This is a genomic window from Microbispora catharanthi, assembly GCF_006334915.2.
In the GTDB taxonomy this organism is placed as follows: Bacteria; Actinomycetota; Actinomycetes; order Streptosporangiales; family Streptosporangiaceae; genus Microbispora; species Microbispora catharanthi.
Genome location: NZ_VDMA02000001.1, coordinates 422,271 through 436,874, shown reverse-complemented (window position 1 = coordinate 436,874; position 14,604 = coordinate 422,271). Strand labels below are relative to the sequence as shown.

The 14,604-nt window shown below is 70.8% G+C and carries 17 protein-coding genes; 9 read left to right on the top strand and 8 right to left on the bottom strand.

Annotated elements, in window-relative coordinates; all coding sequences use genetic code 11:
- Positions 1-62 precede the first annotated feature (62 nt).
- Both FH610_RS44165 and FH610_RS01970 read left to right on the top strand, forming a co-directional pair.
- Positions 63-1,814 (top strand): nitroreductase/quinone reductase family protein, encoded by a 1,752-nt coding sequence (locus FH610_RS44165; RefSeq protein WP_338104511.1) that lies wholly within the window; start codon positions 63-65, stop codon positions 1,812-1,814.
- A 217-nt stretch (positions 1,815-2,031) separates the two neighbouring features.
- Entirely contained in the window at positions 2,032-2,952 is a 921-nt protein-coding gene (locus tag FH610_RS01970) for an alpha/beta hydrolase (protein WP_139572463.1), read from the top strand.
- A 39-nt stretch (positions 2,953-2,991) separates the two neighbouring features.
- On the opposite strand, the gene FH610_RS01965 is transcribed toward FH610_RS01970, so the two are convergent.
- A complete protein-coding gene (locus FH610_RS01965) occupies positions 2,992-4,236 on the bottom strand; it encodes an MFS transporter (protein ID WP_205825461.1) in 1,245 nt (414 codons plus the stop codon).
- Between the two features lie 130 nt (positions 4,237-4,366).
- On the opposite strand from FH610_RS01965, the gene FH610_RS01960 reads away from it, so the two are divergent.
- Positions 4,367-5,245 carry a LysR family transcriptional regulator gene (locus FH610_RS01960; RefSeq protein WP_139572462.1) on the top strand — a complete coding sequence of 293 codons (879 nt, stop codon included), beginning with the start codon at positions 4,367-4,369 and terminating at the stop codon, positions 5,243-5,245.
- A 93-nt stretch (positions 5,246-5,338) separates the two neighbouring features.
- The gene (locus tag FH610_RS01955; RefSeq protein ID WP_139572461.1) at positions 5,339-6,106 is read left to right on the top strand and encodes a group II truncated hemoglobin; all 768 of its coding nucleotides are present in this window, start codon (positions 5,339-5,341) and stop codon (positions 6,104-6,106) included.
- A gap of 64 nt (positions 6,107-6,170) precedes the next feature.
- On the opposite strand, the gene FH610_RS01950 is transcribed toward FH610_RS01955, so the two are convergent.
- Both FH610_RS01950 and FH610_RS01945 read right to left on the bottom strand, forming a co-directional pair.
- Positions 6,171-6,590: an ester cyclase gene (locus FH610_RS01950; RefSeq protein ID WP_161627883.1), complete on the bottom strand. Its 420-nt coding sequence runs from the start codon at positions 6,588-6,590 to the stop codon at positions 6,171-6,173.
- Between the two features lie 15 nt (positions 6,591-6,605).
- Positions 6,606-7,106 (bottom strand): ATP-binding protein, encoded by a 501-nt coding sequence (locus FH610_RS01945; protein ID WP_205825460.1) that lies wholly within the window; start codon positions 7,104-7,106, stop codon positions 6,606-6,608.
- A 171-nt stretch (positions 7,107-7,277) separates the two neighbouring features.
- On the opposite strand from FH610_RS01945, the gene FH610_RS01940 reads away from it, so the two are divergent.
- A complete protein-coding gene (locus FH610_RS01940) occupies positions 7,278-8,624 on the top strand; it encodes a phosphotransferase (RefSeq protein ID WP_139572459.1) in 1,347 nt (448 codons plus the stop codon).
- Here the strand turns inward: FH610_RS01940 and FH610_RS01935 are convergent.
- The gene (locus FH610_RS01935) at positions 8,552-9,151 is read right to left on the bottom strand and encodes a winged helix-turn-helix domain-containing protein (RefSeq protein ID WP_161627882.1); all 600 of its coding nucleotides are present in this window, start codon (positions 9,149-9,151) and stop codon (positions 8,552-8,554) included. The genes FH610_RS01940 and FH610_RS01935 overlap by 73 nt on opposite strands.
- Positions 9,152-9,268: 117 nt before the next feature.
- Between FH610_RS01935 and FH610_RS01930 the strand changes: the two genes are divergently transcribed.
- A complete protein-coding gene (locus FH610_RS01930) occupies positions 9,269-10,219 on the top strand; it encodes a DUF2218 domain-containing protein (protein WP_338104510.1) in 951 nt (316 codons plus the stop codon).
- A gap of 87 nt (positions 10,220-10,306) precedes the next feature.
- Here FH610_RS01930 and FH610_RS43475 read toward each other — a convergent pair whose 3' ends face one another.
- A complete protein-coding gene (locus FH610_RS43475) occupies positions 10,307-10,729 on the bottom strand; it encodes an EamA family transporter (protein ID WP_205825459.1) in 423 nt (140 codons plus the stop codon).
- Positions 10,660-11,055, bottom strand: a complete 396-nt coding sequence (locus tag FH610_RS43470) for a hypothetical protein (RefSeq protein ID WP_205825458.1) — start codon at positions 11,053-11,055, stop codon at positions 10,660-10,662. The genes FH610_RS43475 and FH610_RS43470 overlap by 70 nt, the downstream gene beginning before the upstream one ends.
- A 155-nt stretch (positions 11,056-11,210) precedes the next feature.
- Between FH610_RS43470 and FH610_RS44155 the strand changes: the two genes are divergently transcribed.
- The 3 genes from FH610_RS44155 to FH610_RS01910 are packed head-to-tail and all read left to right on the top strand — an operon-like array spanning position 11,211 to position 13,170.
- A complete protein-coding gene (locus FH610_RS44155; protein WP_240808697.1) occupies positions 11,211-11,486 on the top strand; it encodes a cupin domain-containing protein in 276 nt (91 codons plus the stop codon).
- Positions 11,487-11,546: 60 nt separating this feature from the next.
- A complete protein-coding gene (locus FH610_RS01915) occupies positions 11,547-12,014 on the top strand; it encodes a ribosomal protein L7/L12 (protein WP_139572457.1) in 468 nt (155 codons plus the stop codon).
- A 52-nt stretch (positions 12,015-12,066) separates the two neighbouring features.
- Positions 12,067-13,170, top strand: a complete 1,104-nt coding sequence (locus FH610_RS01910) for a tyrosine-type recombinase/integrase (RefSeq protein WP_139572456.1) — start codon at positions 12,067-12,069, stop codon at positions 13,168-13,170.
- A gap of 10 nt (positions 13,171-13,180) precedes the next feature.
- Here FH610_RS01910 and FH610_RS01905 read toward each other — a convergent pair whose 3' ends face one another.
- Together FH610_RS01905 and FH610_RS01900 are read right to left on the bottom strand one after the other, a co-directional pair.
- On the bottom strand, positions 13,181-13,738 hold the full coding sequence (locus tag FH610_RS01905) for a GyrI-like domain-containing protein (RefSeq protein ID WP_139572455.1): 558 nt from the start codon (positions 13,736-13,738) through the stop codon (positions 13,181-13,183).
- Complete coding sequence (locus FH610_RS01900; RefSeq protein ID WP_139572454.1) at positions 13,735-14,562, bottom strand: MerR family transcriptional regulator; 828 nt, start codon at positions 14,560-14,562, stop codon at positions 13,735-13,737. The genes FH610_RS01905 and FH610_RS01900 overlap by 4 nt, the downstream gene beginning before the upstream one ends.
- Positions 14,563-14,604: the final 42 nt, after the last annotated feature.

The window sequence follows — 14,604 nt, the reverse complement described above, 5'->3', positions numbered from 1 at the left end:
TGCGCGTTTCCGTCATTCATTCATAACCGCGGGCCCTCATTGGGCGACGCGGTCGATTCGCCATGCCCGAAACAAGAAAGCAGAGAATGCCGTACGACTTCAATCAGCAGATCATTCAGGAATTCCGCGCGAACCGCGGAAAAGTGGGCGGCCCTTTCGAGGGAGCCAGGCTGCTCCTCCTGACCACCACCGGCGCCCGCTCGGGAGTCCGCCACACCGTCCCCCTCGGCTACCTGCATGACGAGGGGGGTCGCATGCTGGTCATCGCCTCGGCCGGCGGTGCGCCACACCACCCGGCCTGGTATCACAATGTGCGTGCCGACCCCCACGTCACCGTGGAGACAGGCGTCTTCACGATCGAGGCCGAGGCCGCTGTTCTGGAAGGCGAGGAACGCGAGCGGCTCTTCGCCCGTGCGGTGGAAGCGGACTCCGGCTGGGCCGGCTATCAGGCGAAGTCCGGCCGCGTCCTGCCCGTCGTCGCGTTGACTCCGCTCTCCGGTTCCCTCCCGGACTTTCCGGAAGGCGAGGTGCTTAAGGCGATCCACGACGGCTTCCGGCGGGAACTGGCCCTGATCCGCGCCGACGCCGCCGTCTCGGGCCCGCGTGTGGGCGCGCAGTTGCGGGTCAATTGCCTGGCCGTGTGCGGTGGGCTGCGCCACCACCACACCGCGGAAAGCGGCCAGCTGTTTCCGCACCTGCGTGACCGCCACCCCGAACTCGACGCGGTCCTCGACCGTCTGCACGCCGAGCACGCGGTCCTGGACCACCTCCTCGACGACCTGCAGAAGCTGCTCTCAGCGGGACCGGCCGACCTGCTGACCGAGGTGGACCGGCTCGTCGCGCAGATCGAAAACCATCTCTCCTATGAAGAACGGCACCTGGTCCCCCTGTTGAACGCACTGCCGCCCCGGCACGAGGATCATCTGAACGTCACGCGCATCCCCGCCACCTCCGACGACCACGCTGCCGTGACGGCCACGATCCGGGCTCTGGTCACCCGCACCCCGGCGCTCGCCGCCGACGTGAGGCCCGCGCTCGCTCATACCGGAGGCGTACCAGGACAGTGGGTCAGCGCCGCCGGAGGGTCGGCCACCGAGGACGGCGTCACGCTGTACGTGCACGGAGGCGGCTTCGAACATTCCCAGCCGACGCTGGAGCCTCTCATGGCCTGCCGCCTGTCTCAGGCCACCCGGCGTCCCGCGTTCAGGGTGGACCAGCGCCTGGCCCCCGCCCATCCGTATCCCGCCGCCTTGGACGACGTCGTGGCCGTCTACCGGAGCCTGCTGGAGCAAGGAGTTCCCGCCGATCGCATCATCGTGTGCGGCGAGTCGTCGGGTGGCACGCTCGTCCTGTCGGCACTGCTGGCGCTCAGGCAAGCGGGCGATCCCCTACCCGGCGCGGCCGTCGCGGTTTCCCCGCTGACCGATCTGACCCTGTCCAGCCAATCCCTGGACACCAACGACGGCCGGGATGTGATCAACCGCCGTGTCGCCGAACACGTCACCGCCCAGTATCTGGCGGGGGCCCGCGCCGATCAGGCTCCTCAGTCTCCGCTGCACGGCGATCTGCACGGCCTGCCTCCGCTCCTGCTCGTGGCCGGCACCGCAGAGGTGCTGCTGGACGACACCCGTCGCTTCGCCGCAGCCGCCTCGGCCGCCGGCGTCGACGTGACCCTCGACCTGTATGAGGGCATGCCGCACGCGTTTCACGCGAGCGTGATGGCACAGGACCCACCCCCCATCGCCTTGACGTTCCTGCGCCGCCTCACCGACTGGGTCGCTGAAACCCGGGCAGGGGGCACGAGGTCGCGCTGATCAGCGCATAGACGCCCCTGATCGCCCGAGCAGAACACGGCTCAGCGTCCCATCCCGAGATGGACGTTCGAGAATCGCGGCTGCTCGGGCGGTCACCTCGGGACCCAGGTCTCTTGCGGGGTTGAAGAAGAAGCCCGGGAGACCGACCATGTCACCGCTCGATATAGTTTCCAAGGAATATAGTGCAGTGGAAGCTACTTACGGCGGGAGTACACCCATGAGCAAGGAGCAGCGCGCTCAGATCGACGCGATGATGCGACAGCCCCGGCCCGGTGGCCCCCGTTCGGTCGAGGCGATCCGAGCCGGATTCAAGGCGATGATGGCCCAGATGATCGTGCCCGGCGACATCCGCGTCACGCAGACGACGCTGGGCGCCCGGCCCGCACTGCATGTCGAGCCGGACGACGGGCGCCGCGCCGGGACGATCCTGTACTTCCACGGCGGCGGCTGGGTTTTCGGCTCTCCTGAGACGGCCCTGTCGCTGACGGGAAACCTGGTGGCCAAGACTGGCTTCGGGGCCTACTCGGTGGACTATCGGCTTGCCCCCGAGCATCCGTTCCCGGCCGCGATCGAAGACACCCTGGGCGCTTACCGCGCCCTCCTCGACAGCGGCAGAGATCCCTCGACGATCGCGTTCGTCGGCGACTCCGCGGGCGGCGGCCTCACCGTCACCACCTGCCTCGCCGCCCGCGACGCGGGTCTTCCGCTGCCCGCCGCCATCGTGGCGTTCTCTCCGGGCCTCGACGCCACCCGGACGGGCGAGAGCATGGACACCAAGGAAGGACTCGACCCGATCTTCACCCGTGAGGCGGTCGAACACACCGGGGCCATGTACCTCGCCGGAGCCGACCCGCACCAGCCCCTGCTCAGCCCGGCCGTCCTCGCCGATCTGACCGGCTTCCCCCCGATGCTGCTCCAGGTGGGCACCAATGAGATCCTGCTGGACGACTCCACGCGCCTGGCCGCGCGCGCCAGGGCGGCCGGAGTGGATGTCATCCTGGACATCACCGCCGACGTGCCGCACGTGTTCCAGTCGTTCGCCGGTGTCCTGGACGAGGCGGACGAGGCATTGGACCGCGCGGCTCTCTTCCTCGGTCAGCGCGTTCGCACCGCGGGCGCGGCGCCCACGCCGGAATAGGACCGGCCCCGCCCTGGGCCGCCGCCGCCACCGTGCGGGTCAGGTCAGGTCCGGCGCCGCCTGTTCGTGCTCGCGGGTGGGCGCCGACGCATCGTCGGGGACGGTGTACGAGGTCTTACGGCGGGTGCCGAGTGTGAGGAGCAGCGAAGCCGCTGTCAGCGCCACACCGAACCAGACGACATTCGTGACGCCCAGATGATCGGCGAACAGTCCGCCGAAAAGCGCCCCGAGGGCGATGGACGTGTTGTATGCCATGGTGTTGAGTGACATCGCGGCTTCGAAGGTGTCGGGCGCGGCGGCTTGCGTCATGTTGACCTGGGAGAGCTGGACGACGCCGAAGGAAACGCCCCACAGGATCAGCGTGATGATCGACCCCGCGTGCCCGTGGGCGATCGTGAGCAGCAACAGCAGGGACGTCACGAGTCCCGCGCAGCCGACGATGAAGCTGCCCCGCGGATTTCTGTTCACCGTGTATCCGGCGACGAAGTTCCCGGCCGCGCCTCCCGCGCCGTAGACCATCAGCGCCGCGGTGATGAAGAAGGGCGTGGCGGACGCGCTTTGCTCCAGATAGGGGCGCACGAACGTGTACGCGCCGAAATGGCCGAGCACGAAGAGTACGACGGTGAACAGCACCAGACGTAGCGGCACGTTCTTCAGCGGGAGCCCGAAGACTTCCCGCGCCGAGACCGCGTTCGTCGACGGCAGCGATGGAACGACGGCGACGACCGCGAGGAACACCAGCGCGCTGAGGCCGGCCCAGATCAGGAACGTGGTTCGCCAGCTGGTGAGGCTTTCCAGGACTGTTCCCAGTGGTATGCCCACGACCGCGGCGATCGAGATTCCGGACATCACGATCGCGGCTGCCCTGCTCGCGTGGCGTTCCCGAACAAGGCGCATCGCCATGCTCACGCCTATGGCCCAGAACACCCCGCTGGCGAAGCCCATGATGAGCCGTGTCGTCAGGACCAGCGGATAGTTCGGCGAGATGGCGGTGATCGTGTTGCCCAGGGTCAGTGTCGCCAGGAGTGTGGACAGCAGGACGCGTCGGTTGACGCGCCTGGTCCATGCCACGATGAAGGGCACGCCGAGCCCGGCTGAGACACCGTACAGAGTGACCATCAGCCCGGCGGTGCCCACGGATATGCGCAGGCTTGCGCTTATCGGAGTGAGCAGGCCGACGGGCATCAGCTCGGTCGTGAGGAAGACGAAGAGACTGGCGGTGATGGCCGCGACGCCGAGCCATGCTCTCAAGGTCGAGTGCGCGCGTGTGTCGTAGGTGACCAATTTTGTTCTTTCTGATGGTTGATCGTCCGCGAGCTCAACGGCCGCCCGCATCGACAAGGGTGCGCGACGCTCGATCGATGAGTCCAACACATACTTTTCATCGGTATCGATCGTGATTCACTATGGTCGGGTGGAGCTGCAGCAGCTGAGGTATGTCGTGGCGGTCGCGGAGACCAGGAACTTCACCCGGGCGGCCGAGCGCTGCCGTGTGGTGCAGTCGGCGCTCAGTCATCAGATCGCCGCGTTGGAGCGGGAGCTGGGCGCGCGGTTGTTCGAGCGGACCAGCCGGCGTGTACGGCTGACGCCGGCCGGAGAGGCGTTCCTCACCGCGGCCCGGGAGTGTCTGGAGGCCGCGGACCGCGCGCGGGCCGAGGTGGCGGCCGCCGCCGGGGAGATCCGCGGGCGGCTCGCCGTCGGCACCATCCCCACGGTGGCGGCCGTCGACCTGCCGGCCGCCTTGAGGGACTATCGTCGGCGCTATCCGCGGGTGCGTATCACGCTCGCCGCGGCGGGCAGTGATGAGCTGGTCGAGCGGGTCCGGCAGGGTGGCGTCGACGTCGCGTTCCTCGGCCTGCCGCCGCGTGCGGAACCCAAGGGCGTCCAGAGTCGCCGCCTCGGCGGAGGCGAGCTGGTCGCCGTGGTCGCGCCCGATTACCACCGGGTGGAGAACGAGGTGGATCTGCGGAGCCTGGCGGACGAACCGTTCATCGACTTCCGCGTCGGCGCGGCCGGTCGAGCGCAGTCGGACGAGGCCTTCGCGGCCGCGGGGGTGCGACGTGAGGTGCCTTTCGAGGTGTCGTCCGCCGAGCTCATGGTCGACCTGGTGCGGCAGGGCCTCGGCGTGGGCATGCTGCCTGCCGCGTACGCGCCGAGCTTTCCCGACCTGCGCGTCATTCGTCTTCGCGATGCTCCCATGCGGGTGGAGCACCTGATCTGGGACAACCGGCCGTCCCCGGCGGCCATGGCCTTCCTTGAGCTGATTCGCGCTGATCCCGCGGACTCCGCGTGACGGTCGTCGCCTGCGCACCCGATGGGAGTTACATGATTACAATGCAATCATGATCTTATCCTTCGACAGCGCGGCCTCCGGGGCGATGCTCACATGATCGTCGAGTACATCCGCTACCGGATCGACCAGCAGGACGCGGAAGAGTTCGAGGCCGCCTACGAACGTGCCGCGGTTCCCCTGGCGGCCGCGCCGCAGTGTGTGGACTACGAACTGTCCCGGTGCGTGGATGAGCCCGAGTGGTACATCCTGCGCATCACGTGGACCTCGGCCGATGATCACCTGCAGGGTTTCCGCGGTGGCGAGCACTTCGGGGCGTTCTTCTCCGCGATCAAACCCTACGTCCGGCAGATCGAGGAGATGCGGCACTACGAGCGCACCGCCGTGCGCGGCACCGGCTCCTCGGTCCCGAGCCTGTACGACTGGGCGGGTGGCACCGAGGCGTTCGAGCGGCTCACCGAGACGTTCTACGAGCAGGTTCTCAAGGACGATCTGATCGGTCCCCTCTTCGCCCACATGGACCCGGGACACCCCAAGTACGTCGCGATGTGGCTGTCGGAGGTCTTCGGCGGGCCGTCCCGCTACACCGACGAGCGGGGCGGCTACCACCACATGCTGGTCCAGCACCTCGGCAAGGCCATCACCGAACCTCAGCGCCGCCGATGGGTGAATCTCCTCATGGACGCGGCCGACGTTGTCGGTCTGCCGGCGGACCCCGAGTTCCGCGCCGCCTTCGCGAGCTACATCGAGTGGGGCACCCGCCTCGCGTTCGCCAACTCCCAGCCCGGCGCCCGCCCTCCGCAGCAGGCTCCCGTTCCCCGCTGGGGCTGGGGTGTGGCCCCGCCCTACTCCCCCACGTCGTGATCCGACGAGGCCGGCGGGGGTCGTCGATCCCCGCCGGGGCGGTGTCGGACATCGACGCGGTGGGTCACGTGAGCGGCACGCCGAGCTGGGCCAGCAGCTCCAGCTGGTCGAAGTAGAGGCGCAGGCTGACGATCAGCCCGTTCTCGATGGCGCAGACATAGCAGCAGCGGAGATTCAGCGGACGGCCTGTCGGCGGGACGACCCTGCCGCCCGGTCCCAGGTAACGCCCCTTGTGGGTGCCGATGAGCACCAGCTCGTCGACCGTCATGTCGTCGACGTCGAACGACTCCAGGACCACCGTGTGCACGTCCGGGAAGGCCGCCCAGAACTCCTCCAGGTAGGAGCCCAGTTCCTCACGGCCCTCGGCCATGCCTTCCGGGGTGAGGAACGCCCCGTCAGGGCTGACCGTGCCGAGCAGCGCGTCGATGTCGTGCGCATTGAACGCGGCGTTGTACCTGTCTCGCACCCGGCGGGCTTCGCCCACGATGTCGATCCTCCCCTATCGATGGATGCCCTCGGAAGGGGCGTTTTCGTCTCGTACGGTGAAGCCGCCCTGGTCGTCGAAGGTCACCGTGTGGATCGCGTCGAATCCGTCCGACGGGCGTGGGCGGCGGAGGCGTTTCACCGTGGCGTGGACGCCGACCTCGGGCACCCGCGCGCGGCCGGGTCGCCGCGCGTTGCGGTCCAGGGACGCGGTGAGGTCGGGAGGGAACCAGTAGGCCACGACCCGGGCGCCGTGTTCTTTCGCCGCGACGATGAGCGGGCCCCACTCCTCCGGGGAGGGATTGGTGTTGTCCACGGCCACGTTCCGCCCCTCCTCCAGTGTCTCGGCGATGACCCGGAGTTGGCGTCGCTGCCGGTGGCGGGCGTTCGGCCAGTTGTCCTTGCTGACGTGGGCGTGCGTCGCCGCCAGGCGCTGCCGGTAGAAGGTGGTCTTGCCGGACGCCTGCAGCCCGATGAGGACGGCGACCTCCCGGCTCGTCATGGCCGCGACTTCCACGCCGGGGTCATACCTCATCCTCCCCCGGTGAGGTCCCGGTTGGGGCAGGGGGCCGCGCTCTGGTCCGGCACGTCCGTCCGGGGGCGGGTGATCGGCCACTTCGGGAGTGTCGCCGCCGCTCCCCTGGCCGTGCAACGGCATTCCCCGCGCCGGGTCTCGTACGATCACGGCATGTCGGATGGGCCGCTCCCCCATGCCAGGGAAGACTTCGATGTCGCCGCGTATGTGCGGCGTGTCAGGGGTGGTCCCTGTTTCGTCTGCGCGGTGGTGGCGGGCGACCCCGCGTACGTCTTCGAACAGGTCGTGTTCGAAGACGATCTTCACATCGCGTTTCTCGACCGTTACCCCACGTTGCCGGGGAAGGTCCTGGTGGCGCCGAAGGCCCACGTCGAGCATGTGGTTCGCGACCTGGACGAGGAGGCGTACGTGCGGCTGATGCGGACGGTGCGCCGGGTCGCCCTGGCGGTCGAGGCGGTCGTCCCCTCGGAGCGTACGTATCTGCTGTCACTGGGCAGCGGGCAGGGCAACGCCCACCTGCACTGGCACATCGCGCCGCTGCCGCCCGGGACTCCGTACGAGCGGCAGCAGTTCCACGCGCTGATGACGGAGAACGGGGTGATCCCGTGGTCGCCGCGGCAGGCGGCCGACCTCGCGGAGAGGCTGCGCGCGGCGCTCGCCGGTCCGGCCGCAACGCGTTTGCCCGAGGGGCGCGAGGAGGAGCTGACCGGGGGTGGGGTCAACCGTATCGTGCGGGTCGGGGGCACGGTGCGCCGGCCGGCCCGCCGGTGGACGCCGGCGGTGCACGCTCTGCTGGACCATTTGGCGGCGGCCGGGTTCGGCGGCGCGCCGAGAGCTCACGGGTGCGACGGCGAGGGCCGGGAGGTGCTGGATTTCCTCCCGGGTGTGGTGCCGAACTATCCCCTGCCTGCGTACGCGATGACGGATGAGGCGCTGGCCAAGGTCGGGGCGTTGCTGCGGGACTATCACGACGCGACGGTGGGTTTCGCGCCTCCGGAGGGTGGCGAGTGGTACTTTCCGCCGCGGGTTCCGGCCGAGGTGGTCTGCCATGGTGACGTGGCGCCGTACAACTGCGTGTTCCGGGAGGGGCGGCCGGTGGCGTTCATCGACTTCGACACCGCGCATCCGGGGCCGCGGGTGTGGGATGTGGCCTATGCCGCCTACCGGTTTGTGCCGTTGCATGATCCCGGCCGTGACGAGAGCGCTCCGGGGGTGGAGGAGCAGGCGCGGCGGCTGCGTGTGTTCGCCGATGCCTACCGGCTTGGAGTGAAGGACCGGGAGGCGCTGACGCGGACCGCGCGGGCGCGGCTGGAGCATCTGGTCGCCCACATGCGTGCGGAGGCGGCGGCGGGTCACGAGGCGTTCGCCGCTCATGTCGCGGAGGGGCACGATCTGCTGTATCTCACCGACAGTGCGCATATCGCGCGTCATGAGGTGCTGTTCCTGGCGGCGCTTTCGTCGGAGGGGCAGGGCGGCAGGGTGGGGATGTCGGCGGGGTAGAGCGACAGCAGCAGCCCGTACGGCTCGCCGCCGGGGGGCGGGGTACGGCCGGGAGGGGGCAGGAGGTCGCGGAGACGGGCGATGAGCGCGTGGACTTCCTGCGGGGTGAGCCAGAGGTGGTTCAGCAGGGTGTGCTCGGCCTGTCCGGGCCGGGCGGGCAGCATCTCGGCGAGGGCGGCCCTGACGAGGAAGTCGGGGCCGGCCGCGGCCTCCTCGTGCAGCCGGAAGCCCCGGCTGACCAGGGCGAGGGTCTGTTCGGTGCCGCCGCGTACGTGCCGGGTGGCGGCGAGGCGGACGATGCCGGCTTCGCGCAGGACGCGGACGTGGTAGCCGATGGTGCCCTTGGCGGCCCGCAGTGCCGCGGCCAGTTCCCCGAGCGTCGCGGGGCGCTGGCGGAGCAGGTTGACGATGCGGTGACGGACGGGGTGGCCGAGAGCCTTGAACTGGGCGGGGGTACGTAGCTCCAAGAGGTCGGGCTCGTGCGGGGGTGTGGCGGAGTGCTCCCCCGTCGTCGTCTCGTCGTTCACGGGGGAAAGTGTCGAGGATCGTCGATGCTTTGACAAACGGGCGGGCGGGCCAGCAGAATCGCCGGGCCGGAAGCGTCGAAAAGTCTCGACGCTTGATGTGTCAGATGGAGGAAGCCGATGCCTCATTCGACGGCGTACGTCGTCACCGACAGGCCCGAGCGCTACATCAAGCAGCTCGTGTCGCACATGGGCCACAAGGTGGAGACCGTGCTCGGCGGCGACGGCCGGGCGGTGATCGAGCTGCGGTCCGGGCGTTGCGTGCTGCGGCCGTACGGCGGCGGGTTCGAGATGATCGCGACCGCGGCTGTCGAGGAGGCGCTGCTCGGCGTGCGGGACGTGGTCACCCGTCACCTGCTGCGGTTCGCCACCCAGGAGGAGCTCGTGGTCGACTGGTCGCCGCCGGTCGGGGGTGACGCGGCGTGGGCCCTGTCCCCCGTCGTGGACGACTACCTGCTCACGCACTGCTCTCCTGTGGACGAGGTGCTGCGGGATCTGGTGGTCAGGACTCGGGAGGAGACGGGCGGCGCGGCCGGGATGCAGGTCTCGCACGACGAGGGCGCCTTGCTGACGATGCTGGCGCGGATGTCGGGCGCCCGCCTGGCCGTGGAGGTGGGGGTGTTCACCGGCTACTCCTCGATCTGCATCGCGCGGGGGCTGCCGCCGGACGGGCGGCTGCTGGCGTGCGACGTGAGCACGGAGTGGACGTCGATCGCCAGGAACTACTGGGAGCGCGCGGGGGTGGCCGACCGTATCGACCTGCGGATCGGGCCGGCGCTGGAGACGCTGCGCGCGCTTCCGGCCGAGCCGGTCGTCGGTTTCGCCTTCATCGACGCCGACAAGGTGAGCTACCCGGATTACTACGAGGAGGTGGTGACGCGGCTGAGTCCCGGCGGCCTGGTCGTGCTCGACAACGTGTTCCAGGGCGGGCGCGTGTTCGACCCGGCCTTCCAGGGGGACGCGCAGGTGGCCGTACGCCGCCTGAACGACACGATCGCACAGGACAGCCGGGTCGAGTCGGTGATGCTGCCGGTGCGCGACGGCGTCACGATCGCCCGGCGGGTCGGCTGACCCGCAGGGAGGCCGGGATCGGGCGTGGCGTACCCCGATGCCGGCCTCCCCGGCGGGCGCGGGCGTCGACCGGCCGCGCAGGCGTGCTCAGGCCAGGGCGAGGAGGCTGACGGCGACGGCGGCGGCGCCCAGGCCGACGAGCTGGCCGCGGTGGATACGCTCGGCGAGCACGCCGCGGGCGAGCAGGACCGTGCCCGCCGGGTAGAGGGCGGTGACGACGGTGACGACGGCGAGGTCCCCGGTGCGGGCGGCGAGCAGGAACAGCAGGTTCGCCACCGAGTCCAGCACACCCGCGGCCACCGACATCGCGTACGCGGGCCGTTCGCCGCCCAGCTTGCGGCGCATCAGCCCCGCCGCGGCCAGGGTGACGGCCGAGGAGACCGCCCGGCCCACGATCAGCGGAGCCACGCCACTGCCGGACGGCGTCTGGTGCAAGAAGATCAGCTGAAGGGCGATGGCGGCGCCCGCGCCGAACGCCGGCAGCAGCGCGGTACGCGAGGGGCGCGCCATGTCCGCGCCGTGTCCGCGCCGTGTCCGGCGCTGACCAGCACCACCGCCACCAGCGCGAGCGGCAGACCTGCCAGCCCGGCGGCGGCCAGGTGCTCGCCCTGCAGCAGGCCGGCGCCGACGGGCAGCATGGCCGACACCAGCGCGGTCACGGGCGACAGCACGTTCATCGGACCGATCGCCAGGGTGCGGTAGAGCAGGGCGAACGCGGCCGCCGAGGCGACCCCCGACGCGGCACCCCAGCCGAGGGCCGCGGCGCTGAACGAGGCGCCGAGCAACGGCCACAGCAGCAGTTCGACCGCGAGACTGGCCGGGGCTGCGATCACCACGGTGCGCAGCACATGAGCCTTACGGGCGCCAAGACCGCCGAGGAAATCGGCGCACCCGTACGCTGCAGGGACCGCCCGAAGGTCGCGTCCGCGTCGTGGCCGCCGACGCCGTGGCACCTCTGTGGACCGGAGAACGGGGCGGCGAGGCGCGGCTCATGCTGACGACCTCAGGCCCGGCCCCCGTCGAGGTGTGGCGCTGGCGGCTGGAACCGGGCGAGGAATACCGCAGCCACCCCCATCAGGCCGGAGTCGTGGAAACCGTCAGCGTCACCTCCGGCCGGATGACCCTGGTCGTCGACGGCGCGGAGCACGTCGTCGAAGCCGGGCAGACCGCCACGTGCGACGCCGACGCCCCGCACGTCTACCGCGCCTCGGGCACCGGAACCTGCAGCCTGATCATGACCGTCCACCTGCCTCCCGGCCCCGCCTGACGCACCGGCCAGGAGCCGGAGGGGCTGACTGTTCCTTGGGGCGGGGCTTACGATCACCGCATGCCTAACATCGGTCCGTTCGAGCTGTCGGTCCTCGCCGTCATCGTGATCGCGCTTCTCGGTGTGGGGCTCGCCGCCGTGCGGGCCGGTGCCCGACCCGCCGGGCCGCTGGCGTGGCGCAGCCCCGGCCTGCTGCCGCCGGTCTCGGCCGACCTGCAGCACCGGGTGCGGGAGCTGTACGCCGACAACAAGAAGATCGAAGCGATCAAGCTGATCCGCGAGCAGACCGGGCTTGGCCTGAAAGAGGCCAAGGACCTGGCCGAGGCCCTGGCCTCCGGGCGGCCGCTGCCGGTGGCCCCGGGTCACGCGCGGCCCGACCTGGCGTCGCGGGTGCGGGAGCTGAAGGCGGCCGGACGCGGCGAGCAGGCGGTGTTCCTGGTGCGCGGCGAGACGGGCATGGGCCAGTCGGAGGCCGAGCGGTTCGTCGACGCGATCGACGCCGTCGACGCGGAGGGCGGCGAGGGGTAGGAGACCGCCGCCGCGGCGTTTGCTGTCGGTGCGGCTCGGTACGGTGTCGATCATGCTGCCCGTACAGGTGAACAGGCTGACCGTGCAGGAGGCCGGGGACCGCTATGTGGAGCTGGTCCGGGCCAAGACGGTGACCGGTGCGCTGTCGCCCGCCACGGCCGAGGTCTACGCGCGGGACGTGGCCACGTTCGTACGGCTTGCCGGGCCGGACCGGGTGCTGGACGACCTGACCGGTGAGGACGTGGACGCGGTGCTGCTGGCCTTCGCGCGCAAGCCGGACGAGCGCAGGAAGAGCGACGGCCAGGGGAAGAGCACGGGGAAGAGCACGGGAAAGGACACCGGGCAGAGCGCGGCGTCGCAGGCGAGGTTCCGCCGGTCGGTGTCGGCGTTGTTCCGGCACGCCACGTCGGCGGGCTGGGTGCATCTGGATCCGATGGCGGCCTCGTCGGTGCGGGCGCGGGAGCGGGGCGGGCTGCGGCCGGAGCGCCGGGCGCTGACACGGGAGCAGGCCGAGGGCCTGATCGAGGCGGCGGGCTCCCCCGCCGCGCCGCCCGCGGAGGCGACCGGTTCCGGCGCGGGGCGCCGCAGGCGGGCCGACCAGCGGACGGACGTGCGTGACGCGCTGGTGGTGCTGCTGCTGACCACGCTGGGCCCGCGGGTGTCGGAGCTGGTGCGGGCCAACGTGGAGGACTTCTACACCAACGACGGGGTGCGTTATTGGCGGATCTTCGGCAAGGGCGGGCGCACCCGTGACGTTCCGCTGCCCGATGCCGTCGCGGCGGCGCTCGACGCGTACCTGGGGGTGCGGGCGGGCGGGGACGGCGAGAAGGCGCTGTTGCTGTCGTGGCGGGGCAGGCGGCTGGCGCGGGGCGATGTGCAGGCGGTCATCGACCGGGTGCAGCGGCAGGTGGATCCCGGGCGGCGCCGGGCGGTGACCCCGCACGGGTTACGGCACACGACGGCGACGCACCTGCTGGCGGACGGCACCGACATGGACGCGGTGCGGCGGGTGCTGGGCCACAGCGATCTGTCGACGCTCGGCCGCTACCGGGACGACCTGCCCGGGGAGCTGGAGGTGGCGATGGGGTCGCATCCGCTGCTACGCCGCCGGCGCGGCCAGGCCGGGCGGAACGACCAGGCCGGGCCGGACTCCTGACGGAGGGTGTTCAGGCGCTGCGCACGGGTTGCCGCAGGATGGTGCGGATGGCCGTGGGGTCGGTCTCCTGGACTCCGCTCAGGTAGATCTCGTGGTGGAGGCCGGCCGGGACGAGGCCGTGGGCGCGCATGAACTCGTCCATGAGCGCGAGCGACTTGGGTTCCTCGGCGAAGGAGCCGTGGTGGGTCATCTGGACGCACCGCCCGTCGGTGAAGGTGACGAGCTGGACGGCGTCGATGCCAGGGGCGGGGCGGGCGGCCTCACGGGCCTGTTCGGCGAGGGCGGGGTCGAGAGCGGCGGGCAGGCGGAGGAACAGGTGCCAGTGCCATTCGTCCCTGGGAACGTCGAGGGGAGGGCGGGTGGTGTCCTCAACCCACCAGCGGCCTTCGAGCACGGGCATGGGCAGTCCCCCGGCGAGGCCGGTGAGGGGTCCCGCGACGGTGTACAGGGCGGTGATCGCGGCGAGGTGCGCGGGCCCGCCGGGTGCGCCGCGTCCGGTGACGCCGAGTCCCGTGACGGGGCCGAACTCGGCGAGTTCGGGGGTGTCGGCGGCGGAATACCAGTTCATTCTTCGTCCTCCAGTCGGATCATCAGGTGGGTGACCAGCCGCTCGGGCGGGGTGGTCGCGGGGTCGGATACGTATGCCTCGCGGAGGGGGCCGGTGGGGGCGTGCCCGCGTTCCGCGCACCAGGTGAGCAGAGCGTGGGCGGTCAGCGAGATCTGGTCGTAGGGGCCGACGTGGGCGGCGGTGGCGAACGTCCCGCCGGGCAGGATCTCGGGGTCGGCGCCGGGCACCCGCGGCAGGCCGGTGCCGGTGAGGGCGACGGCGACGAGGATCGACTCGCCGTAGTCGAGCGGGAACAGTCCGACGAGGGCGGGTGCGGGTGGCTCGGCGGCCATCAGCCGGGCGACGCAGGCGGAGGTGGCACGGCCGATGTCCTCGGGGGTGGCCGCCAGGTCGCGGACGACGATCGCGGGGCGCGGGGGTTCGGTGACGATGGTGACCTCGGCGCCGGGCAGGCCCGTGGTGAGGATGTGTTCGAGGCTCTTGAGGGTGCGCCTGCGCCGGGCGAGTTCGGCCTCCAGGTCGTCCCTGACCCGCGCGAGCGCGGCAGCCGCGGAGTCCCGTCCCCGGGCGTCCTCTCCCTCGCCGGCGTGGGACAGCACCTCCGCGACGACGGGCAGCGGGACGTCAAGGGAGCGCAGCAGGCCGATGACGAGCGCGTCGCGGGCCTGGGCGGTCCGGTAGTAGCGGTAGCCGCTGGCGGGGTCGATCCAGGCGGGTTCGAGCAGGCCGAGTGTGGCGTAGTGGCGCAGTTGCTTGACGCTGAGCCGGGCGAGGCGGGCGAACTGCCCGATCGACAGGAGGTCGTCGTTCACGTGCCCCAGCATGGCCTCTCCCCCAGTGGGAGAGTCCACCGCGGGATTTCTTGG